The following is a 24,313-nucleotide window of genomic DNA, read 5'->3' on the forward strand; positions in this document are numbered from 1 at the left end:
TCACTATTAAAACATTCGGATTTTACTGGGTAGCAAGTACTCTGTTTTTTTGGAATACAAAACGCCAGATAAATAAAACAAATGCAATATAAGCTAAGCCAATCGCTAACGCGTGCCAGTGATAGCCTGAATACATAGCCAGCGGCATTAACGAAATAATAAAGATATCGGTAATAGAGCCAGGTACATAAGCGATTGCATAGTCATCTAACACCTTGCTCTTCATCTCCGGATCAACAATGCGCAGTAATGCGATACCCATCGCTACTGTACCGGTTAGCCAGCCCCAAGAGAAAATTCCTTTTTCAAACCAATTATCACCCATGATGCGTGGGGCAACCCAAAAGATAAGGAATAAGGTAAAGAGTACGCCACCTGTTGCGAGTACAGCCATTGGTGCAATGTACTGGACTAATACCGTTACCTTAATGGCTGAAATACCAAATACGATAAGGTAGTCGGTACTAATACCAGAGGCATGATGAAAAGCGCCATCACATAGATATTGTGATGCACCTGAACGCTGCGCAATCATACGAACGAACATACCGCCCAAGAAACCTGTTACAAAAGTTGGGATTTGTACTTTGTCATGGAACGACGACAGAAAATCAGCAGAAACATAAGAGAACGCCGTTACCACAACAACTAGCGCAGCATGAATAGCGAAAGAATCAACAGACAGTGATGACATGGTTGATTTCATTGCCCAGCGCTGATCATTTTCCTGAATTAAGCCTTTGCGTTCATGCTGGTTCATGTTGGTAAAAGTACTGAATGTTTTGATCAAACCTAGCTTGAGTGCAACTTGCAAGATCAACATGCCAATAGCGATTGAGATGAAAATCCCAGCAGTGGCAAATGTTAAGCTAAGTGTAAAAGCATCTTCCCAGCCAAGGTTTGTGAAAATATCACCCACTACCGCAGAAGTACCATGGCCACCCATAAAGCCCGCGGACATTGGAATACCAAAGGCAGGGTTTAGATCGGTAAATACAAAAGTTGCTAAGAACAAGCCAAACATGGCAGCAAATAACCACTGAGAAACAGATGCTACCTGGTTAAATGCCCACATGCTTCCTGCGCGCTTAGCCACAATTGAAGGGGATGGAACATCGGTTGCTAGACCAAGTGCAGAGAACAGTGCCGCAGTCAGTAAACCAGCGTTGCTGGCGAAAGTGTCGCTCCAAGGTAACAGGTCTAAACCTGCTGAACCCAGCGCTAAACCTAAAATGCCTGCGATTACCGCAGAAGGCAGGTACATACGCTGCAACAAAGTGATATGCACACGTAAAACCTTACCAAGAATCAACAGTCCGCCTGCAATCGCAAGATCAGATAGCATTAATCCGTTAGGCATAAAAACTCCTATCGTATAGAGAACGCAAAGTCGCAATAAGCGACGTAGATGCACGACAATGAATGACATGCAAAAACACGTATTATTGAATGTGTTGGTGAGTACGGGCGAGTCCTGCCGGTCAGCCAACTGAGTGGCAGAATCTTACTGATTCTGCGAGAGTCGGTACGAAAGTACCAAAATTGATATGTTGAGCGTGATGAGGTTCCGATCCTCATCTGATATTCGTACAGCTTAGAACTATTGTACGGTATGGAGTAAATGCTCAATTCACTCTGTGCGCGGATATTAATCAAAAAATCACCGCAAATCAAACAGGATTGATTGTAATGATGAATAATTTCAATCGAAAGCGATGGCTTAATGTATTTTAGGCATTTTAAATTTATGAAGATAAAACACTAAGTCTTTCTATTATTGGTGCTTTTGGGTTTTTATGATGACTTTAGCTGATTCCACTTCTGTTCTTAGTTAAGAGTATCAAAACTAAAATTAAATTAAGCATAACTTACTAGTTAAATGACGGTAGGCTAAAGTTTGTCCATTTTTTGCAAAGGAAAACCGATGTCTGCACCTCCAAGTTCAACAAGTGAAGAGCTAAATTCAGATGCGAAATTAAAAAATAGTGTCCCTATAGCTGATGATGAGCCGTTGTTAAAGTGGTCGCGCTTATCTCATTTTACCCCAACGGTATGGACTGTACTCATAGGTACGTTAATGGCTCGTACGAGCTATTTCATGGCGTGGCCATTTTTGATTGTAATTCTGTATAAGGAATATCATGCGGATGCGATCACCGTAGGGGCAATGCTCGCCTCTTCTGCAGTATTAGGCGTGTTTGCAGGGTTATATTCAGGATTTCTCTCTGACAAATTTGGCCGAAAGTGGGTAATGATTAGCGGTTGTATGGTGGCAGCATTTTGCTATGCAGGGATTGGATTTGCTGATTCATTATGGCAGTTTTTCGTTCTTATTATGTGCTGCGGTTTGATGAGACCGATGATCGAAGCGCCTGCAAAAGCCGTGATCAGCGATAATTTAACAAACTTAAAAGACCGTGAGTTGGCAATGAATGTTCGTTATTTCATTATTAACCTCGGCGGGGCTATTGGACCGCTAATTGGTATTACGTTAGCAGTAAACCAGCCCCAAGTACTGTTTGTGGTGACTGGGTGTGTCTATGTCCTATTTAGCTTGCTGTACTGGAATTGTTTTCGCCAATACCCAGAAGTGAAGCATCAACGCTCGGCTGAAGTCATGCACTTTGGCAGAACATTACGGGTTGTATTAAAAGACCGATTATTCGTTAAATTGCTGATTGCCAACATCATCATGATGTTTGTGTATGGGCAGTATGAATCTTCAATACCTCAAATTATTGTGCGGTCAGGCTTAGATAATGCCGCATTTTTTGTCAGTGCATTAGTGATGGTAAATACCTGCACGATCATACTTTTTCAATTCCCTATTTTACGATTATTGCAGCGTTTCCCGTTATTTACCCGTAGCCAAATAGGAATGGGATTAATGGCAATGTCGCAAGTGGGATTTTTAATGGTGCCTGTGGATTGGCCGGTAGGCTGGTTGATTGCGTGTTTCATCTTAAGTCTTGGTGAGGTTATAGCGTTTCCTACACTTAATGTTCAGATAGATAAATTGGCACCTGCGCATTTACGTGGGAGCTACTTTGGTGCCGCTGCTATTTATTCTTTAGGCTTTGCACTGGCACCTTTGGTCGGCGGCATTATGATTCAGGCGTACGGCGCAAGTGAGCTGTTTATTTTATGCTTGGGAGCTTGTGCAGTAATGATGATTCTGTACCGTGCGGTGAGTAAGAGTGAAAGCGAGAAAGCGTTAGACGCGAAAGTTGCACCTGAATGTTAACAGTACTTTTCGTCTGCGAGTATGCCTAGAAGCCACATAGCCCCAGAATAGGTGGGGGATGTGGCTTCATTGTTAGGTATATTTACCGCGTTGACTCGGAGACCTGCTGCTCCGTACGCCAAGTCAGTAGCGGAAGCTTGCTGGTGTTGACCGTTAGTTTGCCATCTTGGTTAAAGAGTACTAGCGCAGTATCTTGTCTTTGGTATGGCATCAGGTCGAGTTCTACTGCGTAGTTGATATTTGAGTTTTGTAATTTGCAGATATCAAGGAAAGACTGCTTAGTTGCGTCATTTGGCTTGCTGAAGGGGGTATCTGCGGGCAATGTACTTTCATCCAGTGTTAGTCCAACCAATAGCGTTTTACTGGATACTTGCTTTGGTAAAGCGCCTTTTACAAAATGGCTGAGGTCGGTGTTCTTTTGAGCCTCAACAAGCTCGGTATTGAAGTAAGGATCACTGTTATTGGTGATGACTGCAATACAAGCTGTGAGCGCATCGCTTTGAACATTATTGTGAGTCAATCGATTGATGATAGCGACTTTACCTGCCTTATCCCAATAATCTGCAAGCGTTACTTTTCCTGTTTTGTAACTGCTATCAACAAAAAGACGGAACATGCTTTTTTGGTAACCGAACTGATTACTATCGGGGTCGGTTGAAGTTGGGGCGAAGAAGTAATGTGCTTTAGCATCACGGTAATGTTGGTATGTGACCTTATCTGTCCGCTGGCTTGCATCAGCAGTGTACGATAGCGTAATACTCACTTCTTGGGTATTACTACCGTAACTCTGTAGGGCAAATTGATGACCGTTTACTTGTGTGTCAGATTTTTCTTGGCGAATATCATAGTGACGGAAAATTGCAGATGATTGGTTTTCGATAGATATCCTTACTGGGGAGGTTGAAGATATATCTGTGCGTTCGTTAACAAAGCTAAAGCGAAAAGGGGTATAACCATCAAGGATAGGGGCTGCTTTATCATTTGCTATGCCTGTTGCTAGGCTAAATGCACCATTTTTAACTTGGGGCTTCACTGGCGGGATCGGTTTTGTGCTAGAACCGGCGCCAGAGCCATTACCGTCACTACTGCCTCCACCGCAACCCGTGAGCATGGTTGCTAAAATGATTGATGTGGCTAGATACTTTACTTTCATTGGTTAAATCTCGTAATAATTGTGGCTGCATTTTAATTTGAACGGTGTTTTTTATCAATGAAAGAGTGCTTTCGATTTGCTGTGTTCAATGGTTTTAGCCCTAAATAGTAAAAGTGTGATTTGTTGATATTGAAGCGGTACGGTAGGGAAGTGCAGTATTCATGTGTAAAAAAGCCCGCTATAAAAGCGGGCTTAAGAAGCTATATGCTAACCCGTTAAGGGTTATATATGCTTAGCGAACGTTTTCTGCCATAGCAGCAACAGGTGCTGTTGAAGCACAATTTTCGCTTTTTTCAGTACGTTTCTGTTGTGCTGCATGCATTTTCACTACAGCAATAGGGCCTGTAACGAAGGTTACTGCAACCAAGAAAGAAACAGGTACCGCTGTAATAACGATGAATGACTGAAGTGCATTCAATCCGCCATCACCCGCAATAAGTAAGACGCCAGCCACAACACCCATCATGATAGCCCAGAATAGACGCTGAACTTTAGATGGTTCTTTATCGCCAGATACAGCCATCGCAATGGAATAGGCCATGGAGTCACCTGTGGTCGCCACAAAAGTAGTGGTTAGTACAAGGAATGCTGGGATAAGCAGAGTGCTAAATGGCAGCTGAGCTAAAGATGCAAGCAGTACTGCTGGTAAACCGCCTTCATTTAATGGACCTGAAATACTACCAGGGTTCGCTAATTCAAGACCAATACCCGTACCACCAAGTACAGAGAACCAGAAGTTAGTCGCAATAGGCGCAGCCACAGCAACGGTTAGGATTAGTTCACGAACACTACGACCTTTAGAAATACGAGCAATGAAGATCGCCATCATAGGTGCGAAACCAATGAACCAGCCCCAGAAGAACCATGTCCACCATGAGTTCCAGCTTGGGTTAGAAGAACTTAGGCTCATTTCTGGTAGGTTTTGGATGTAGTGGCCAAATGCTAAACCAAACTGCTCAAAGATGAAGCCCGTCGGACCTAACACCAAAATAGCAAGAAGTAGTGTACATGCACCAATTACATTCATACGACTTAGCCATTGAAGGCCTTTGTCCATGCCTGTGAAAGCTGAAACAGAGTAAATTGCGACTACACCTGCCAGAATCATCATTTGGGTGAATATTGAGTTCTCCATGCCTGTTAGTACAGTCAGGCTGTAACCTAACTGAGTCGCAAGGAAACCGATTGGACCAATAGTACCTGCCGCAACGGCAATGATAGAACAAGAATCGATCACTGAACCAAACCAGTGATTTTCAAGCTTGTTACCTAGAATAGGGTAAAGCAGGGCACGAGGTCGTAATTTAACACCGCACTGGTAGTGGGCGTACATCAATACAATTGTGCTTAGAGTGCCAAGAACGGCCCATGCAAGGAAACCCCAGTGCATGAAACTTTGGCTTAAGGCTGGGGTAACGGCGGCTGCAGTGCTGCCCTCTACGCCAGGAAAACTTGGTGAAGGAGTAATAAAGTGGAAGATTGGCTCTGCCGCAGACCAGAATACACCACCGCCCGCAAGCAGGGTACACATGATCATAGCTACCCAACGAAATGTACCAATCGTTGGCTTGGACTCACCACCCATTTTTACTTTGCCGTAGCGGCTTGCTGCAATGATAAGCGCTAGAGCAAAGTTCATGATCATTAAGCATTGCCACCAATAACCGAAAGTCGCCGATGCTGAAGTAAACATTGACTGGATCGCAGAGGTGAAAGTGGACAGATCAAAAAGGGCTGCAAGTATAAATAAGAGGATAAATCCAATTGTTAGTGTTGGAACAAGTTTGTCGCTAGTTTTGTGACTAATCGTAGACATAAATATCTCACAGTATGCGTGAGGGAAGAGACTCTACCAGCTTGAATCATGAAAAACCAGTCAAAAATGTTTCGTGTACGAAATAAATGATAAGGATTTAGTGTGATGGTAATCACTATTGTAAATCGATATTTCACAGGCATATTAAAGGTTTAACCAATCATAATTGCAGTGTATTGGCTTTTTTTATTGAGGTTTTTCCGTGGGTTAATTCTTTTTTATTTTATGAGTGGCTATGTAATCACAGAGTTTGAAGGGGGATGCCATTATGCAATTATATGTATCGTTGTTTTTACCTCTAATGAGTTAGATACAACACAAATTGAGATCGAAGTGAATGAGTGAATAATTTTACAAAAAGGTGTGTTTATTTTGACATGCATAACTAAGAGGCGGAGAAAACAATCCGCCTCATTTCACCACACTGTATATAGAGGGGTGCGTGGTAAAAGATGGATGCGTCGAGTTAATAGTTGCAAGATCTGTTGAGTTTACGAAGTAGGTTGTTCGATTTCATAAATGGCTTCACGGATATCATCAAGACGGCGATCCAGAATAGCTTGCGCATCATATAAGCCTTGATTATAGAAATGCGCCCCCATCTCTTTGGCAATAAAGTCGAGTAAGAATTCACCGTCAAACTGCGCTAACTCATGATCGAGTTCTTGGCTAAAGTATTTTTGAAGCTTTGAGACCAGTACTTCTTTCTGGTCTCGAGTCAGTTTAATTGCGCTCATGGTTTTGTTTCTCCGATCATTTGCTTGAAAGCTATTACGAGACAATGGGTTGTGACGTTTTTACCGTCGTCACCATAACGTAGCTATTTGTAAAATATCAGGTGTAGGTTCATTATCAATGGTGTTTCGCCATTTTATAGTGAGGTAAATACCTTGGCTGGACTCAGTTTATTAACATTGTTAGACGATATCGCCAGCGTGTTGGATGATGTTGCCGTAATGACAAAGGTTGCAGCGCGGAAAACCGCGGGGGTACTTGGTGATGATCTTGCGCTAAATGCCCAACAAGTCTCAGGTGTACGGGCTGAAAGAGAAATTCCTGTCGTGTGGGCCGTTGCTAAAGGCTCTTTTCGCAATAAGCTGATATTAGTCCCTGCAGCGTTGCTGATTAGTGCTATTGCACCATGGCTAATCACGCCTATGTTGGTCGTTGGCGGCCTATATCTTTGCTTTGAAGGTGCAGAGAAAATTGCGGAGAAATGGTTTCATTCACAGCCTGATGACCAAGTTCCGATCTCACAAGTCGACAGTCAGCGCGTAGAACAACAAGAAGATATAGATGTTGCAGATTTTGAACGTAAGAAAATAGCGGGTGCAATAAGAACTGATTTCATACTATCTGCAGAAATTATTGTGATTGCATTAGGCACAGTGCAAGGACAGGTATTTTTGACGCAGCTGGCGGTAGTGAGTTTAATTGCTATTGTAATGACAATCGGCGTCTATGGCTTAGTTGCTGGCATTGTGAAGCTGGATGATGCGGGTTTCTATCTAGTTGCTAATAGCAAAACGGGTTCTTTTAAAAATACATTTGGCCAGGGGCTTGTTCAGCTTGCCCCTCATTTAATGAGAGCGCTTGGGGTTATTGGCACAATTGCCATGTTTCTTGTTGGTGGGGGTATTATTATGCATAGTATTCCACAGTCACATGATTGGCTACATACCTTAATTAGCATGCTTCCAGACTCAACGCTTATTACAGTGCTGCTGCCTTCTGTGGTTAACGGCATGGTAGGGGTACTTTCTGGTATCTTGGTACTATTGATTGTAGATTTAGCTAAGAAGCTAAGAAGCTAAGAAGCTAAGAAGTTAGACATAAAAAAGCCGATGCAGTGTAGACCGCATCGGCTTTTCTAATTATGTCGTGAGTTGTGCTGAATTAATCAGGCATCTCAGCATTGTGGTAAACGTTCTGAACGTCATCACAATCGTTTAGTGCATCAAGGAATTTCTCGAATGCGGCAATATCGTCACCTGAGATTTCAGTCATTGTTTGTGGAACAAATGAAATCTCTTCAACATCGATGTTGGTGTCAGGCATTGTAGCTGCAAGCGCATTCTTCACCTTGAAGAATTCAGTGTGCGGTGCGTAAACAGTAATTACGCCGTCTTCACACTCGATGTCAGTAACATCTGCATCTTCCATCATTAGGTTTTCTAGAACGGCTTCATCGTCGTCACCTGCAAATTGGAAAACAGCTTGGTGTTCAAACATGTGGCCAACTGTACCTGGGCCACCAATTTTTGCGTTGTTCTTAACAAACGCTTGGCGAACATCCATGAAAGTACGGTTGTTGTTGTCGGTAAGACAATCAACGATAACCATGCAGTTACCTGGTCCGAAACCCTCGTAGCGCGCAGTAGAAAAATCTTCACCAGCACCACCTTTGGCCTTATCGAGTGCTTTCTCGATAACATGGCTTGGCACCTGATCTTTTTTGGCTTTTTCTATCAAACGCTTGAGTGAAAGGTTGCTGTCTGGGTCTAGGCTACCGTTTTTAGCACAGACGTAGATCTCTTTACCGTATTTTGAGTAAACCTTGATCTTTGCGCCAGCCGTTTTTGCCATTGACAATTTGCGTACTTCGAATTTTCTTCCCATGGGGAAACTCTCTATCTTTGTTTATTACATAGTTGTCGCGATTTTATCAGTTAGTAGGTGAGAAAGGCTAGTCTCAACCAGTAACTAACTGCGATTAGCATGACAAATAGCAATTTTTGTGAAATTGATAAGAACGAAGTAAAGATAATAGCCTAGAAGGCTGAAATTTAAGCACTTATTGTGATTGTATTGCAGAGTTAGCGACAAATTTGTGAAAAATGGTAGTTAACGCGCATATTATAGACAATTGAGCATTTTAGGGGTTTACAGCTAACAATTATGAACGTATTATTCGCCGCACTTACGGAGAGATGGCTGAGTGGTCGAAAGCACCGGTCTTGAAAACCGGCGGCGGTTTATCCCGTCCTAGGGTTCAAATCCCTATCTCTCCGCCATATTTTAGCAGTTAGTAGAAATACTGATTGTTTGACTTCTGGGAACTAGGGTTCAAATCCTCCGTTCCTAGAGCGTCTCCACCATATTCTGGAAATTGGATTCTTTTATAGATTCAGGTTTCATAAAGAATTGGAGCGGTAGTTCAGTTGGTTAGAATACCGGCCTGTCACGCCGGGGGTCGCGGGTTCGAGTCCCGTCCGCTCCGCCAACACAACGAAGCCTCGTCAGAAATGACGGGGCTTTTTTGTGTCTGAAATTTGAGTCAGGTTCGCTGAGGCCAGAGTCGTTTACCTGTCTTTATAGTTTTTTAATATGTAAAAAATGTCAAACAGTATATAGATTAGATGCCTATCATAGTCAAAAAGAGTCGATGATTGCCATCGACTCATAACCGCTAAATTACGTTTGTGTTAGTCATCTTTTCTAGTTGATGATGAATTGTAGCTTTTTAGTTTGAAAAACCTAAGGTATACAGCAAGAATACATTTAAAATAATGACTAGAACCACAATCAAGTTGCCAATGATAGAGGTGGCTCTATGATTGTGAAATGGCCCCATGATTGTTTTGCTGTTTGTGAAAATTAATAGAGGAATAATAGCCAGTGCAATCCCAAAGCTCAGTACCACTTGGCTCATGATCAAAATTTTAGTGCTGTTGACACCCATTGCTACCACAATAAAAGACGGCAGCATGGTGACTGTTCGACGAACCCAAATTGGGATGTGAAAGTTTACAAAACCCTGCATGACGACTTGTCCAGCCAGTGTGCCGACTACCGTTGATGATAAGCCAGATGCGATAAGAGAAATACCAAACAAAATTGCCGCGCTTTTACCCACAAGTGGTGTTAACGTCATGTAGGCTGTTTCTATCTCTGCCACATCTTGGTTTCCTGTGAAATGGAACACTGCTGCGGCCATTGCAACAATAGCTATATTAACGAAGCCAGCAATGGTCATAGCAATAAAGATATCGGTTCGAGTTGATTTCAATCGTTGCGTAGGGCTTACACCATAGCTGTTTTTAAATAATGCCGAGTGTAGATAAATAACATGTGGCATAACAGTCGCACCTAACATTCCAGCGGCTAAATATACTTGATGGGGATCTGTGAGACTCGGTATTAACATCCCTTGCAATAACGCCCCTCCTTGCGGTTTGGCAAATACCAATTCAACCACATAAATAATGGCCACTAGCATCAATAAACTAGCAATCACCACTTCAAGCGGTTTTTGTCCTCGACGGTTAAAGGCTAAAATCACAAAGGTGGCTACTGCGGTAATGCATACTCCGTCAAAGAGTGAAACACCAAGCAGGAGTTGAAAGCCAACCGCAGCCCCTATGAACTCAGCCAAATCAGTTGCCATTGCGATGATCTCAGCTTGAATCCAATAAGGGTAAACGGCCCATTTAGGTAAATGATCCCGCAAATGTTCTGCCAGATTTTTCCCTGTCACAATTCCAAGCTTTGCAGAAAGGTATTGAATCAGCATTGCCATTAAGTTGGCCCATAGAACTACCCATAGTAGTTGGTAGCCAAATGATGCTCCAGACTCGATATTGGTGGCAAAGTTACCAGGATCGATATAACCAATGGCAGCAATGAAAGCGGGCCCGAGTAATAACATTTTTCTTTTCAGCTTAGCGCTAAAACTGATAGAGCCTGAAGATGCCGACACTGTTGAAATAGACATAATTTATTCTTCCTGCGAATGTATATTTCAACAATATTACCAATGCAAATGAGAATCAATATCATTTGTGATTTATTATGAGGTGAAAATAGTAATCTAATATTGAGCTTTTAATGTTAAGTACGGGAGTGATGAAATCTCACGTAGAAGTGAGCAGGGTGTGCTCAATCTTTTTGTAGGAATTGTAGATGTTGATTTTCTGTTTATCTATAAACGACTAGACGACTGGTCTAATTGATCGTAAGCTAATGCCATGAAATCAGAAACTCAAGATACACGACAGCACATTCTCGATACTGGCTACCAGCTGATTGCTCAGCAGGGTTTTTCGAATGTCGGTTTGTCGCAACTACTTAAACATGCCGATGTGCCGAAAGGCTCGTTTTACCATTATTTCCAATCGAAAGAGCAATTTGGTGAAGCGCTGATCCAAGATTATTTTGAAAACTATAAGATGCGTCTTAAAGCTCGTTTTGAAGACAGTGATCTGAGCGCTTATGATCGCTTGCTTAGTTACTGGCAGTGTTGGATCGATATTCAAGCTCAGGAATGCTCAACACAGCGTTGTTTAGTCGTAAAGTTAACGGCTGAAGTGGCTGACTTATCTGAGATGATGCGAGTTGCATTACTTGATGGGGTCGAAAGTGTACTTGGGCTGATTGCCGATTGCATTGAAGCTGGCATCAAAGATGGCTCTATTGCCGAAATGGACAGCTATAGAGCTGCAGAACACCTTTATAATCTGTGGGTTGGTGCGAGCTTGTTATGTAAATTAACTCAAACCCAAACGGGTCTCCAGCGCGTGATGAAAACAACCCAAACCATACTTAAAAAAGGTATGGACGAATCTTTATGATCAGCTGAAAAAGCAGGTCATGTCTTTATTAAATTTACTCACTTTTGTTCACTTTTTTGAGAAAGAAGCAAAAGTTCAGTCTATAACTAGACGACTGGTCTATTTTTAGGTTGTGAACTAGCAAGTCAGCAAATTAAAAGGATATAACATGACAAACTCAACAACAGAAAATCGCCGTTTTGTCTTAGCTTCACGCCCGCATGGTGTACCAACAGCTGAGAACTTTCGATTAGAGTCAGTCGCGAAACCTGTGCCTCAAAGTGGTGAAGTGCTATTGCGAAGTGTTTACCTGTCGCTCGACCCTTACATGCGTGGCCGTATGAACGATGCTAAATCGTATGCTGCGCCAGTTGCGCTAGACGATGTAATGGTGGGTGCGACAGTATGTCAGATTGAAGAATCAAACAATGCTGATTTCCCTGTTGGTGAGTGGGTGCTTGCGTATACGGGTTGGCAAGATTATGGGGTTTCTAATGGCGAAGGCTTGATTAAGCTAGGTAGCCAGCCTCAAGCGCCATCGTATGCATTAGGCATTATGGGTATGCCTGGTTTTACCGCGTACATGGGCTTATTAGATATCGGTCAGCCAAAAGAAGGGGATACCTTAGTTGTTGCGGCGGCAACGGGTCCTGTTGGTGCGACTGTGGGTCAAATTGGTAAACTGAAAGGTTGCCGTGTGGTTGGTATTGCGGGTGGTGAAGAAAAATGTCGTCATGCAGTCGAAGTACTTGGTTTTGATATATGTATTGATCATAAAGCCGATGACTTTGCGTTACAGTTAGCTGCTGCGTGTGACAAGGGTATTGATGTGTACTTTGAGAATGTCGGTGGCAAAGTTTTTGACGCTGTGATGCCGCTACTCAATACGGGTGCACGTATTCCATTGTGTGGATTGATTTCGCAATACAATGCGACATCATTGCCTGAAGGTCCAGATCGTCTTTCTATGCTAATGGGTACCTTGCTTGTTAAACGCATTAAGATGCAGGGTTTCATTATTTTTGACGATTACGCACATCGCTATGGTGAGTTTGCTCAAGACATGTCAGCATGGCTGGCTGAAGGGAAAATTCAGTACCGTGAGCATATCGTTGAAGGTTTCGAAAACACCACTGAGGCGTTCATTGGTTTACTTGAAGGTAAAAACTTCGGCAAGCTGGTAATTAAAGTGAATGAACCGCTATAAGTTGCCCTAAAAGTTCAGCCAAAATTTTAATATGAATTTGAAGCGTAGTGCGAAAGCTCTGCGCTTTTTTAGTTTTGTTCTGATTGGAAACTGCGCTGGAAGCCACTTAGGTATAGAATAGTTTTAATTAGCTAATTAAGTAGTATAGAAATGAACATCGAACATATTTGGGGTGAGTACCGCGCCAGCCTTCAAGCTTTTTTACGCAAAAATGTATCTAATACTGCAGATGTCGATGATTTGCTGCAAGAAGTGTTGATTAAGACATACACCCATTTAAAGACGGTCAAAGATCCTACGCAGATCAAATCCTGGCTATTTCAGGTGGCGAACAACGCTATTATTGATTTTTACCGTAAGCAAGGCCGCCAGCTTGCGCTGCAAGAGGATGAACTTTGGTATAGCAAAGAAGAAGAGAGCATTCCAAGCCAACTTGCGGGCTGCATTTCCCCATTTATTCAAGCGTTGCCCCAAGATGAAGCCGAGATGCTAACAGCGATTGAAATCAACGGCGAAACACAGAAAAACTATGCCGAAAAGCATGGCATAAAGTACTCAACATTGAAGTCTCGCGTGCATAAAAGTCGCGAAAGGCTACTTGGCCTGTATCAAGAGTGCTGTGACTTTTCGCTCGATTCAAAAGGTAACTTGATGGAATACAAGCAAAAGCCAAATTCTTGCAATAAATGCTAGTCGCTGTGAGTATGGATGATAAAGAACCGCTGCATATAACCGCGGTTTTTCATTAGTAAAGGGATCCGTTAAGAGGTTAACTCAGATATAGCGTAGGTCGGTATTACGACTAAATAGCACTATTATAAAGTTCTCTGAATGCTGTTAATAACTTGTATTGACTGGCAAAACCTTCGTTATTAATCTTCCAACTGGTTAAAGATGTGATCTGATAAAATGTAATAGTTGGTTGAGTGAGAAGTTTGTTAATAATGACATAATTGCCGCTATCGGTTGTGGGCTCTAGAAAACTAACACCGTCACGGGTTGTTATTTTAGTAAAGCGAACATTTTTACCATCGACTTTGAATATGTCTAAAAAAGCGTAGTGATCTTTTAGAGAAAGTAAGGACTTATCTCTTGTGCATTTATCGGGAAGTTCAAGTTTAAGGACAAAACTGATCCTTTCTGGTTCCGCTAGCACAATAGGGACAAAGCATAGCCCAGCTGAACAGGAAGCGCTGCCCACGATCATATTGGGTGAATGTGTGTCGATAGACCAGCCTGATCGCGTTATGTTCCCTGATTCTGGGTGTGCCCAAACACTTGCGGATCCCCATGAAAAAAGTGTGATTAAGATGAGTAAGACACACTTATTCATTAGATACTCCAAAGCAGTACGTCCCTAGTTGGTTAGAACGAAAACAAATGTCGCCGTTAGTATCGTTTAATACATTTAATTGATGGCTCGTTCCGTAGCCGAGAACGCGAGCAAATTCATTATAAGCTCTCACCTTACACGCTTTTTGAGGATGATTAACAGTCACATGACCTTGTGTAAGTTTGATTGTCTTATTAAGAAAGTGCTGGTAGTAATCATAAGTAGCGGAAACATAGCTGCCAATACAAGCATCGTTAGGACTAACATTGCTCACTTGTATCTTAATAGTATGATCTTTTATCTCTAATTTAACCTCTGCGAGGCTGTAACTATTCACATTAATATCTTTAATAGTTGTAATATAGCGGCCTTTGTTAATTTTATAAAATGAAATCCAATCGTGGATGATGTAAATGTTTGTTGAGACGAGGAGCAAGATGATGACTTTATATTTAAGAACCATAAGAGCAAAAATCTATTAAATTATTATTGTTTCGTAGATTATCGATAAAGGCGTTAATAGAGTAGGTGGTATTGATACGCTTATTGTTACCCTGACATGATAAGTACACTCTATAGTTGTTGATACTAAAGCTAAGCTTGTTTGATGTTTTATTGAAGAAGTCGCTGCCCCAGCGCGAGGTACGGTAATCTGAATTTACTTCTTCATTTAAGTATGTAAGTGAGTAAGATGAGGTGTTGCTTCCACTTTTATGAAAATATTGAAAGAAAACCATCGATTGCAAACAAATTAAGAAGAACATAAACACTTGAAGTGTTATTTTATTCTTTAGCAATAGACTACGACATTTTTTATCGTTAACTTTATTATTGTCATCGGTCTTAGCCGTCAATATATCAGTTGGATTCACAACGTGCTTCCACTGTTTCGATATACGATAGCCCACTCTAGGCGTAGTGACGATTAATTTTGTTATACCAACTTTATCGAATTTCTTTCGTAAAGTTGATACCACTTGTGTCAAACTTTTGTCGGGGTCTGAGATCACCCGACCTTCCCATAACTGTTCAACGCATAATTGTCGAGTGACATTTTTATGATTCAACAGTAATTCAAGTAGCTTCCCTTCTATAATGGTAAGTGTGATTTTATATTCGTCATTGATAATGATTTGGTACGGATCGGCACATAACTCAATAGAGTTACTCTCATTGATAATACTTATGCTGTCCATTTAAGAGTGGCCACTTATAATCGGCGAAATTCAATGTGACTATTATTAACAAGCCTTATAGCTAAATAAAGTTAAATAAGGCTAAGTGATTACTTTTCAGTCTTTAGCCGTGCATAAAAAAACTAAATAACTGTAAAAACCACAAAATTCATCGCTATTTATTGCTTTTAATGGCGGTTTTAGATGATAAGTATCACAAGTTTTGGCTGTGTGTTATTTGTCTTTATTTAACATGTTCTCATCGTTCTGCTTCGGTAATCTTGCCCTGTTTTTATACCAATTAAGGATATGGCGTGATACTAACTAAACCGAGAAAAACCGTCTTAGATGGTGAAACCAATAGCCCTACAATAAGTGATAGCCTCAATCTCTCCTATAATGTCGATGCAAAAGACAAGCAGCTGAGCTTTATCCCGGTTGTGCAACAAATTCATAGTTATACAAAACCGTCAATTAATCGTTGTGAAGTGTTTTTCAGGCCAAAAGGCTTACGTACCGAAGTTTTCTATCAAGAACTCAGTGATGAGGAGTCATGCTTTATTGCCAAGAAGCAACTGAAGTGGTTGATTACCTTTGTTGACGTTAAATCGCGCAATAAAGATCTGCTTGTCGATGAGTTTTTTGTGAATGTCGACCCTGTTGCTTTATCTTCAGTTGTTGCTGATATTATCTCGTTACGAGATGTACTAGCAGTTCGTGATGTTAAATTAGTCATTGAGATAACAGAGCGAAAGCCTGAGGCATTAAATGTAGGGTTGATTAAAGAGATACATGAGTACGGCGTCTTCTTTGCATTAGACGATTACTGTTTTAATCATGATGTTAGACATGGCCTATTGACGACAGATTGTATCAGTTATATTAAAGCTGATGTGAGTAGTATTCGAGAGCTTATAAATCCTACTGTTGAATTAAGAAAATATAGTAATCAATCGTTAATTATCGAAAGAGTTGAATCGGTTAATGATATTGATATTTGCCTTCAAATTAAGAGTGAAGGAATTCAAGGATTTTATTTAAGTCGGTCTGTAGGCATTGAAAGTATCTATGTTAATTAACGTCTTGTAAGTTAACTGTTAATAGATGATTGATGTTGTGAAGATTCGTATTTTATACCTTAATCTTAATGAAATAGTTTAGATGTGATGGATTTATAATGTTTAAGAGAATAACTATTGTGTTGATAGTCTTGTTGACTATTTTTGTTTCCGTAATGATTTCCTATAATGCATTTTCGATGTTTGACTCAATGCGCGACCAAAATAAAGTCAGAGTTGAGCAAATCCTCCAAATACAAAGTCAAATCGTTAATAAGTTAGAGGGATTAGCGGCAAGAGGTGATTTATCTGAGGAGAAGGCGAAAGCCGTAGCACTTGAGATATTACGAGGAATCCAATACTCAGATAATGAATATGTATGGACAGCAACACGTGATAATCAAGGTCTCTTACGTTTTATCTCTGCACCATCAGATCCACAAATTCATGATAAGTCATTTAGTGAAATTGTCGGTGAACAGACGGAGCTTGCGCTGATGTCTAATATGTCGAATAAAGTGAGTAACACGCCAGTCAATTATGTTTGGCAGTCAACAAACGATGATGTCACAACCGATATTAATAGCGTAGCTATCAAGACTGCGGACTGGGGATGGTTCTTGGGCAATGGTGTTCAAGATCATGAAATAAAAGAAGAGATTAAGACCACGTTAGGCTACAACATGGCTATTACATTTCTGCTTTATGTTAGCGTAGTAACGATTATGTATTTGGTGATAAAGCATGAACTGAAAGGGATCAGTCCAATTACACGATTTATTGGTGCAATGGCCTCTGGTGATTTTGAGCGATTGAAGGTGACTAAATCCGGTAATGAGTTAGATATAATTGCTAATTCACTCGAAGAGTTACAGTTACGTGTTCGCTCTATCGTATCGCTATCAGCACATCATATGCAGAGTATCCAACAGAGTCAGCAACGTCTGACGGATATAGTACAAGTCAACATCGAAAATTCTGAGTATTCATACACAGAAATTGAGCAAGTGGCGACCGCCGCCACAGAGCTGTCAGCTACCGCCGCGGAGATAGCACTGAATGCGCATGAAGCAGAAAATGCTGCGGTAACAGCAATCGAAGTGATAGAAGAAAGTAGCAATATGGTCATCCGCGCAGAAGAGATCACCTCCCAAGTGAATGACTCTATTCTTGCATCGTCCGAGATTGTGCATGGGTTACGCAATTATTCTGAAGATATTGTATCTGTGATCCAAGTGATCAATAACTTGTCAGATCAAGTGAATTTATTGGCACTTAATGCGGCGATTGAAGCGGCAAGGGCGGGTGAGGCTGGACGAGGCTTTGCTGTTGTTGCCGATGAAGTACGTTCATTAGCAGGCAAAACGCAGCAAGCAACCGTCGGCATTCAAGAGATTATTGATAATTTGCAAAAAAATTCGATTGAAGCTGATGTGAGCATGAAAGAAAACGTGACTATGGTAAATGCGTCTAAACAGATAATTACTGATTTTACTTTTGCGTTTGAAAACATCTCTTCAAAAATCAGTGATATTTCAAATGTGAATGCTTTGGTTGCAACGGCAACGGAAGAACAATCCTCGGTGACGAAAGATATTTCTGAGCGGATTGAAGGCATCAATAGTGCAGTTAATACCAATGTTGATAATAGTAAGGAAACCTCATTTATCAATAATACGATCACTGCCTCTGTCAGTGAACTACAAGATGAGATGAGCTTCTTTAAAGTTGCCGAATGTTGATTATTGAAGGTAGTCCCATTGTCCCAAAAGTCTCTACAAGAGTCATTTTCTTTAATGGCTAGTAAATCTATTGCTAGATACGGTTATTTTTCACTCGACACTATCGTTCAATGCAGAATTAAGCACAGGAACAATAAGGTTCAGATAAACCTTGCGACCAGAAAGAAACTTGTGCCTTTTAGTTGTAATAAACAAAATAAAAAGTCGGATTCTGTTCTTAAGAAAAGATTTGAATCTGATAAGACGATCCAACCAGAGAAGACTGTGAGCCGATTTTCCAATTACCGACTTGTCTGCATCTGGAATGAAATATCGTCGTTGACTGAAAAGTTAAGTTTTAAAAAATAGTAGAGCTAAGAAAATAATAATATTTTAGCCATATGTCTATTTGCTAGGTGATTTCATTCCAATACAAAAGGGAAGTCATGTTCAAGAAGTTATGTATAGTAATATTTGCAGCTGTATCTATTAACGTAAACGCTACTAGCGGTATAACGCTTGGTAATAGATTAGATAACCTTAATGAGATGAGCATTCCTAATGCCCTCATTAAAGCACAGATTGAGAGAGGTGACTTTGAATCACTTTTTAGTCTTTATCGTGGGCTCAATCAGGAAAAAGCGAATGTTGAATACCTTAGCCAAAGTATCAACGTTGATGAAGTAGTGAATAAGCTTACTTCTGTCCAGCAGCAAGTAATGAATGAAGCTTATAACACAGTAAAAACCAATACAGGCAGAGTGTTACCTGTTGATTCAAACCTTGTGCCATCAGGGCTGATTATCTTAGGTGCTACACCTAAGCTTGGTATTTTAGAAAGCCGACTAGAACAGGCTTATCGACTTGCCATGCTTTATCCTGATATACCCATTATCGTATCAGGTAAGGGGCGAAAAGCAGGAGAGGTTGAAGCAGATTACATGCATGACTACCTTGTGTCCAAAGGTTTGGATAGCCAGCGAATCTATAAAGAAGATGTATCTGAAGATACTGTAGGTAATGCCGTTTTTACGTACTTTAGGATAGAGCAGGAACCCGCGCTTCAAAACATCAAAGATTGGTTGATTGTCACCAATAATTTCCACGCTATGCGGGCGTTATTTAACTACCAACGGGTGTTCCCTATAAATATGCATATTGCTGTTTATCTGGCACCTTTATTACCTGAAGGTATGATTAACCCTGAACAAGATAAAATTCTTAGAGATCTCGTGGCAAGTGAGATCCGCTCTGATTCTAATCAGCAATTTTTACAGTTATTAAAGCAAACCTGGTTTGATGCTGGCAGTTATTCGTTTGAAGGGAAAGATATTACTAGTCAGCCATGCCCAATTCTTACAGAGATGCTACTTCACCATGAATTGTACAAAGATAAGAAAGAAGCACTGACATTGAGTTTTCAATGTGTGCTGCGAATGAGTAGCTAATGTAACGATACTGCCGTTAAACTCAGGGGAACCGCTGTGTACTTAAAGTTAAGCACTCAGCGGTTTTTTGCCTGTTATTCAGAAGATTGAATAACGTCTGATTTAAGCTCGACTTGTTGGGGGAGAAGTCGGCTCATTCTCACTCAGGGCAAAATAGGGTTATAGCGGCTTACGCTGTAATTTCTAATCGGTTGTTTTCAGGATCAAGCACCGTACTTTCGTAATAACCATCGCCTGTTCTTCTTGGCCCATCAAGTACCTTATAACCATCCTGCTGAAGTCGTTTTGTCAGGTCATCGACTTGTTTTTCAGAGCCCAGTGAAAAAGCAATATGTATTAAACCAGTATGCTGTTGGTAAGGATCGTTAGCGTTTGCTGGAATTGTATCCATCTGCATGATCTCTAAACGAGCACCTGAATCAAATGTTAGAAAGTAGGATGAGAAGCCTTTGGTCGTATTCACATACATGTCATTGTGCGTCGCATTGAAGTAGTGAACGTAGAAATGCTTCAGTGCTTCTATGTTTTTAGACCAGAGTGCAATATGTTCGATTTTCATAATCATTCCTCGGTGAACTCAGGCTATTATGTGATTAAAAGCAGGAACGAAAAAGAGTCGACTTTATCTAATGTAGTGCCGTATTTATCGTTTTAGGACGGGATATCTAGGAAAAGTCACCATATCTGACTAAAATACGGAAAAAATAAAAGGCTAAGGTGCTTGTTTTGCAGGAAGTGAAACTATTTCGTTATTATTCAAGGTTAATCCCACTCGGCGTAAAAGAAGAATTATCACTGACATTGAGTGAGGTTGCTGACAAGTTGAGTTCCAGTTTGCGTCATGCGCGTAATTTGTTGGGACAAATGCAGGCGGTCAATTGGCTAACATGGCAGCCGAGTGTAGGAAGAAACCAGCGTTCGATTCTGACACTGCACCTTGGGCTTAAAGAGTTGCAGCAGATCATTGCCTTACAGTTCGTCGAGGCGGGGTATTATGATAAAGCGCTAGAGATGCTGGATGGGAATCAGCAGTGGTTTGGCTCTTTGTTGAAAGACACATCGGGTGCGACTCAGCGTTCAGGAGAGTTACATCTACAGTTAACCTATTACCGCCCATTCAGTCGAATTGTTCCGCATGAGCCACAGCGTAATAGTGAACGTTTCTTTTTACGACAAATATACAGTTGCCTTGTTCGCTGCGATGCCGATGGCAATATCGCGGCGGATTTAGCTCACCATTGGCAGCATGATAGTACAGGTACCTGCTGGAAGTTTTATCTCCGCCGAGGGCTCACTTTCCATGATGGCAGTGAAATAACAGCGCCGTTGATTGCGCAGCTTATTACGCAGTTACAGCATCAGACGACTTATCAGCAGGATTTAGCCCACCTTGCGTCAGTGACTGCCACACGCGAACACACCTTAGTGTTTGAACTAACCCAAGCGGATTTGGGTTTTGCAGGGTTACTTGCTGACCCTAAATACTCAATCCAGCCACCTAATCAATTGTCGACAAGTTCGAAGCGTGCAATAGGGAGTGGGCCCTTCCAAGTCGTCAGTCATACAAAAGAAAAACTGCACTTACAAGCATTTCCGCATTACTACGCCTGCCGTGCGTTAACCGATGAAGTCACTATTTGGCATGTGCCGACTTTTAAGAAAAAGAAATTAACGTTAGATGGCGAAGCCAGTGCGGTGATTAACGACGATTTCCCAGAATTACCGACATGTCGGCAGTATCTGCAATGCCTAGATAGCAATCAAGTTGAAGGGAGCGCTTCAGATACGCACAGAGGTGCTTCTGAATATGATCAAGCCAGTATTATGCAGTCGGAGATGCAACGAGCCTTACTAGAGCATGGCTGTGTGTACCTTGTGTTTAATCAGCGACAGTCAGTATTAACGGAAGAACAGCGGCATTGGTTACGTGCTTATTTAGCACCGAGAGAGATATTACAAGCCGTTGGTACGACAGAAGATCTTCAAGGCTTACAAGCTGCTACCAATCTGCTACCAATTTGGACCGCAGTGTATACGCCGCTAACGCACGCATGCCCTTTACCCAAGAAACTGTCTATTGCGCACTATGATCAAGGTGATTTACGTAATGCGGCACAGGGAATAGCCAAGCTGCTGGAAGACAAAGGGGTGCAAACATCAACAATAGGTTATAGCTATGAACAGCTTCAAGCACAGATCCGAGCAGACTCAGTCCGCGAAGATTTGGTGTTAACCAGCACCAGCCTTGATGATAACCGCCCAGCATCGGCATTTAGGTGGTTATATGCAGATCCGCTACTTAATAACTTGCTCTTGACCGCACAAAGAGAGTGGTTAACTACACAGTTAGTATCGATTCGACAAACCACTCAGCTAGACGCTTATTTATCTGCAATTGAGCCTTTAGCGACCGCAATGATTAATGCCTCTTGGCTCGTGCCTTTATACCACCATAAACAAACACTTCGCTTTCAGGATGTTTTACAAGGCGTTGCAATAACAAATTGGGGATGGCCCGAAATCAAAGACGTGTGGATTGAGAATTGAGTCAATTTGTACTCGAAGATCACAATTACTGCTGGTTTTGTTTATCAGGCAAGACCAGCTAAATTTTTTGGTTATTAAATAAAATATGAACTTTAAAGCTGTGGTTTATAAAATTAGTGTGTTGTTATAATAAAATATTGAATGAGAATCACAAACAAGTAATTAAATCCCCTTGGGTTTTATAAAAAAAACGCCTTGTTTTTGTCACTGAATTTTGACATTTTTATTTACAGTTACATGTAAGCAAATACTTACAGTACGTCGCTTTATCTTTGCTTTATTATTTGACACTTATACCGTCACCTATATGATATGCTAACTTCTCACCTCCGATTTATATTATTTATATAAGGTTCGTTAATGATGCATTATAAGAACTTATCTGTAGGGAAAAAGATTGGCGTTGTCTTTTTTTCTATAGGCTTAGCTGTTGCTGCACTAGGCTATTTTTTAATTTCAGAAATTTCAGCTATCAAAAGTAATCTACTAGACATAACAGATGGCACTATGCCAAGGATCGTTCTGGTACAAGATTTACAAACAGATATTGCAACGCTACGAATGGATGAGTTTTTTCTGTTATCCAATAGTAATAAAGACGAAGTGAATACGGTATTAACCAGTATTGAAAAAGCGAATCGTAACGTTTCTGCCATGCTAGAACAGCTTCAATCAATGTCGATCTCATCTGAATATCGTAATCAACTTCAGAGTGTTATTAGAGATTGGGATATATATGTATCGAGCAAGAATGGTTTTTCATCAGCAATAAAAAATAAAGAAATAGCTCTCGCGAATAAAATTACATATGATTCCTATCAGGCATTCAATACTCTTCAAAGCTCTCTAGACAAACTATTAAACCTAGCTAATGAAGAAAGTATGAGTGAAAGAGAGCAAGCATTAAATAATGTTCAGCAGTCAAATACATTTACATTCATTGGCATCCTATTATTAATCGCTTTCATGGTTGTTATGAATTTATTCTTAACTCGTCAGGTTTGTTTGCCTCTATCGCTTGTGACTACTCTTGCAGGTAAAATTGCAGCGGGCGATCTGACTCACCGTTTAAATCGAGAAAATATTGGTAATGATGAACTTGGTGTCTTAGCTGATTCATGTGTCACCATGCAAGATCACTTGCGTGACTTAGTGAATGATATTTCAAGCTCGGTTACTCAGTTAAGTGCGGCGATTGAAGAAGTGAGTACGGTTTCATCAAACGCATCGGACGGCATGAAGCACCAGCAAGATGAACTGACTATGATTGCAACGGCCATGAACCAGATGCAGTCAACAGTACAAGAAGTCGCAAATAACACCGAAGATGCTTCAAGCGCCGCCAACAAAGCAACGGAAGACGCGAATGAAAGTACCCGCGTAGTTACGAAGAACATCGAAGAAATTCAACGTGTCGCTAGTGTTATTGGGCATGCTGGCGAAATGGTGACTCAATTAGAGCAAGACTCAGCCAGCATCAGCATGGTGGTTGACGTGATCAGTGGTATTGCAGAGCAAACTAATCTTCTCGCATTAAATGCGGCCATTGAAGCGGCACGCGCTGGCGATCAGGGACGCGGCTTTGCTGTGGTGGCTGATGAAGTTAGGACTCTTGCAGGGCGTACTTCTGAATCAACCAGCGAGATTATTGCGATTATCGAAAAGCTACAAAAACGGGCGAAAGACACCGGTGAGGCAACCAAAGAAAGTTGTGTGTTAATTCAGTCTTGCGTTGAACAAACAGAGCTAACAGGCACACACATTTCACAAATTGAAGGTGGGGTGAACCAAATTGCTAGCATGAACATGCAAATAGCAAGTGCATGCAGTGAGCAAACATCCGTGACTGAAGAGCTTAGCCGAAATGTCGAGAATATTAATGAGTCTTCTCATAGCGTAGCGGCGGGTTCAGAACAAACGTCGCAAGCCTGTGTTGAATTGAGCCAACTAGCAACGGGCCTTCAAAGCATGGTCGGGCGTTTTAAGATTGTGTAGCTAACATAAACTCAGCTCTTATTTATCTGTAAACATTTCAAGCCTTACTGAATCCAGTAAGGCTTTT

General features: G+C 41.2%; 20 protein-coding genes and 2 tRNA genes. 12 read left to right on the plus strand and 10 right to left on the minus strand.

Annotated features, from left to right (window positions below):
* Nucleotides 1-22 precede the first annotated feature (22 nt).
* Complete coding sequence (locus OCU87_RS18135) at nucleotides 23-1,360, minus strand: sodium/glutamate symporter (RefSeq protein WP_094958328.1); 1,338 nt, start codon at nucleotides 1,358-1,360, stop codon at nucleotides 23-25.
* A gap of 564 nt (nucleotides 1,361-1,924) precedes the next feature.
* Here OCU87_RS18135 and OCU87_RS18140 point away from each other — a divergent pair.
* Complete coding sequence (locus OCU87_RS18140; protein ID WP_083540869.1) at nucleotides 1,925-3,244, plus strand: MDR family MFS transporter; 1,320 nt, start codon at nucleotides 1,925-1,927, stop codon at nucleotides 3,242-3,244.
* 82 nt (nucleotides 3,245-3,326) lie between these two features.
* On the opposite strand, the gene OCU87_RS18145 is transcribed toward OCU87_RS18140, so the two are convergent.
* The 3 genes from OCU87_RS18145 to OCU87_RS18155 all read right to left on the minus strand — a co-directional run bounded on the left by OCU87_RS18145 (nucleotide 3,327) and on the right by OCU87_RS18155 (nucleotide 6,950).
* Nucleotides 3,327-4,397 (minus strand): hypothetical protein, encoded by a 1,071-nt coding sequence (locus OCU87_RS18145; protein WP_062689509.1) that lies wholly within the window; start codon nucleotides 4,395-4,397, stop codon nucleotides 3,327-3,329.
* Between the two features lie 232 nt (nucleotides 4,398-4,629).
* Nucleotides 4,630-6,213, minus strand: a complete 1,584-nt coding sequence (locus OCU87_RS18150; RefSeq protein ID WP_261859009.1) for a BCCT family transporter — start codon at nucleotides 6,211-6,213, stop codon at nucleotides 4,630-4,632.
* Between the two features lie 491 nt (nucleotides 6,214-6,704).
* A complete protein-coding gene (locus OCU87_RS18155) occupies nucleotides 6,705-6,950 on the minus strand; it encodes a DUF2164 domain-containing protein (protein ID WP_094958331.1) in 246 nt (81 codons plus the stop codon).
* Nucleotides 6,951-7,103: 153 nt separating this feature from the next.
* On the opposite strand from OCU87_RS18155, the gene OCU87_RS18160 reads away from it, so the two are divergent.
* Nucleotides 7,104-8,027: a DUF808 domain-containing protein gene (locus OCU87_RS18160; RefSeq protein WP_094958332.1), complete on the plus strand. Its 924-nt coding sequence runs from the start codon at nucleotides 7,104-7,106 to the stop codon at nucleotides 8,025-8,027.
* Nucleotides 8,028-8,109: 82 nt separating this feature from the next.
* Here OCU87_RS18160 and OCU87_RS18165 read toward each other — a convergent pair whose 3' ends face one another.
* Nucleotides 8,110-8,832 (minus strand): YebC/PmpR family DNA-binding transcriptional regulator, encoded by a 723-nt coding sequence (locus tag OCU87_RS18165; protein WP_062689515.1) that lies wholly within the window; start codon nucleotides 8,830-8,832, stop codon nucleotides 8,110-8,112.
* Nucleotides 8,833-9,137: 305 nt separating this feature from the next.
* Between OCU87_RS18165 and OCU87_RS18170 the strand changes: the two genes are divergently transcribed.
* Both OCU87_RS18170 and OCU87_RS18175 read left to right on the plus strand, forming a co-directional pair.
* Nucleotides 9,138-9,227: transfer RNA gene (locus tag OCU87_RS18170), tRNA-Ser, on the plus strand.
* Between the two features lie 132 nt (nucleotides 9,228-9,359).
* Nucleotides 9,360-9,436, plus strand: a tRNA-Asp gene (locus OCU87_RS18175).
* 240 nt (nucleotides 9,437-9,676) lie between these two features.
* Here the strand turns inward: OCU87_RS18175 and OCU87_RS18180 are convergent.
* Nucleotides 9,677-10,927 carry an Nramp family divalent metal transporter gene (locus tag OCU87_RS18180; RefSeq protein ID WP_261859010.1) on the minus strand — a complete coding sequence of 417 codons (1,251 nt, stop codon included), beginning with the start codon at nucleotides 10,925-10,927 and terminating at the stop codon, nucleotides 9,677-9,679.
* Between the two features lie 253 nt (nucleotides 10,928-11,180).
* Here OCU87_RS18180 and OCU87_RS18185 point away from each other — a divergent pair, with 253 nt between their 5' ends.
* The 3 genes from OCU87_RS18185 (at nucleotide 11,181) to sigZ (ending at nucleotide 13,662) form a co-directional block, all read left to right on the plus strand.
* Nucleotides 11,181-11,783 (plus strand): TetR/AcrR family transcriptional regulator, encoded by a 603-nt coding sequence (locus OCU87_RS18185; protein ID WP_261859011.1) that lies wholly within the window; start codon nucleotides 11,181-11,183, stop codon nucleotides 11,781-11,783.
* A 148-nt stretch (nucleotides 11,784-11,931) separates the two neighbouring features.
* Nucleotides 11,932-12,969, plus strand: coding sequence for an NADP-dependent oxidoreductase (locus tag OCU87_RS18190; protein WP_261859012.1), 1,038 nt, complete (start codon nucleotides 11,932-11,934; stop codon nucleotides 12,967-12,969).
* A gap of 150 nt (nucleotides 12,970-13,119) precedes the next feature.
* The gene (gene sigZ / locus OCU87_RS18195; protein ID WP_261859013.1) at nucleotides 13,120-13,662 is read left to right on the plus strand and encodes an RNA polymerase sigma factor SigZ; all 543 of its coding nucleotides are present in this window, start codon (nucleotides 13,120-13,122) and stop codon (nucleotides 13,660-13,662) included.
* Nucleotides 13,663-13,771: 109 nt separating this feature from the next.
* Here sigZ and OCU87_RS18200 read toward each other — a convergent pair whose 3' ends face one another.
* The 3 genes from OCU87_RS18200 to OCU87_RS18210 all read right to left on the minus strand — a co-directional run bounded on the left by OCU87_RS18200 (nucleotide 13,772) and on the right by OCU87_RS18210 (nucleotide 15,498).
* Nucleotides 13,772-14,302 carry a hypothetical protein gene (locus OCU87_RS18200; protein WP_062691150.1) on the minus strand — a complete coding sequence of 177 codons (531 nt, stop codon included), beginning with the start codon at nucleotides 14,300-14,302 and terminating at the stop codon, nucleotides 13,772-13,774.
* Nucleotides 14,295-14,639, minus strand: a complete 345-nt coding sequence (locus OCU87_RS18205; RefSeq protein WP_162267767.1) for a hypothetical protein — start codon at nucleotides 14,637-14,639, stop codon at nucleotides 14,295-14,297. Before OCU87_RS18205 ends, OCU87_RS18200 begins: the two co-directional genes overlap by 8 nt.
* Before the next feature lie 115 nt (nucleotides 14,640-14,754).
* The gene (locus tag OCU87_RS18210; protein ID WP_062691152.1) at nucleotides 14,755-15,498 is read right to left on the minus strand and encodes a winged helix-turn-helix domain-containing protein; all 744 of its coding nucleotides are present in this window, start codon (nucleotides 15,496-15,498) and stop codon (nucleotides 14,755-14,757) included.
* A gap of 293 nt (nucleotides 15,499-15,791) precedes the next feature.
* Here OCU87_RS18210 and OCU87_RS18215 point away from each other — a divergent pair, with 293 nt between their 5' ends.
* From OCU87_RS18215 to OCU87_RS18225, 3 genes are all read left to right on the plus strand, one after another.
* Entirely contained in the window at nucleotides 15,792-16,556 is a 765-nt protein-coding gene (locus OCU87_RS18215) for a YuxH family protein (protein ID WP_261859014.1), read from the plus strand.
* Nucleotides 16,557-16,654: 98 nt separating this feature from the next.
* Nucleotides 16,655-18,277, plus strand: a complete 1,623-nt coding sequence (locus OCU87_RS18220; protein WP_083540976.1) for a methyl-accepting chemotaxis protein — start codon at nucleotides 16,655-16,657, stop codon at nucleotides 18,275-18,277.
* A 425-nt stretch (nucleotides 18,278-18,702) separates the two neighbouring features.
* The gene (locus OCU87_RS18225; RefSeq protein ID WP_062691156.1) at nucleotides 18,703-19,704 is read left to right on the plus strand and encodes a YdcF family protein; all 1,002 of its coding nucleotides are present in this window, start codon (nucleotides 18,703-18,705) and stop codon (nucleotides 19,702-19,704) included.
* A 169-nt stretch (nucleotides 19,705-19,873) separates the two neighbouring features.
* Here OCU87_RS18225 and OCU87_RS18230 read toward each other — a convergent pair whose 3' ends face one another.
* Complete coding sequence (locus OCU87_RS18230; RefSeq protein WP_062691157.1) at nucleotides 19,874-20,263, minus strand: VOC family protein; 390 nt, start codon at nucleotides 20,261-20,263, stop codon at nucleotides 19,874-19,876.
* A gap of 176 nt (nucleotides 20,264-20,439) precedes the next feature.
* Between OCU87_RS18230 and OCU87_RS18235 the strand changes: the two genes are divergently transcribed.
* Both OCU87_RS18235 and OCU87_RS18240 read left to right on the plus strand, forming a co-directional pair.
* Entirely contained in the window at nucleotides 20,440-22,251 is a 1,812-nt protein-coding gene (locus tag OCU87_RS18235; protein WP_261859374.1) for an SgrR family transcriptional regulator, read from the plus strand.
* A gap of 360 nt (nucleotides 22,252-22,611) precedes the next feature.
* Nucleotides 22,612-24,246 (plus strand): methyl-accepting chemotaxis protein, encoded by a 1,635-nt coding sequence (locus OCU87_RS18240; protein WP_261859015.1) that lies wholly within the window; start codon nucleotides 22,612-22,614, stop codon nucleotides 24,244-24,246.
* Nucleotides 24,247-24,313 lie beyond the last annotated feature (67 nt).

Source organism: Photobacterium sanguinicancri (genome assembly GCF_024346675.1).
In the GTDB taxonomy this organism is placed as follows: Bacteria; Pseudomonadota; Gammaproteobacteria; order Enterobacterales; family Vibrionaceae; genus Photobacterium; species Photobacterium sanguinicancri.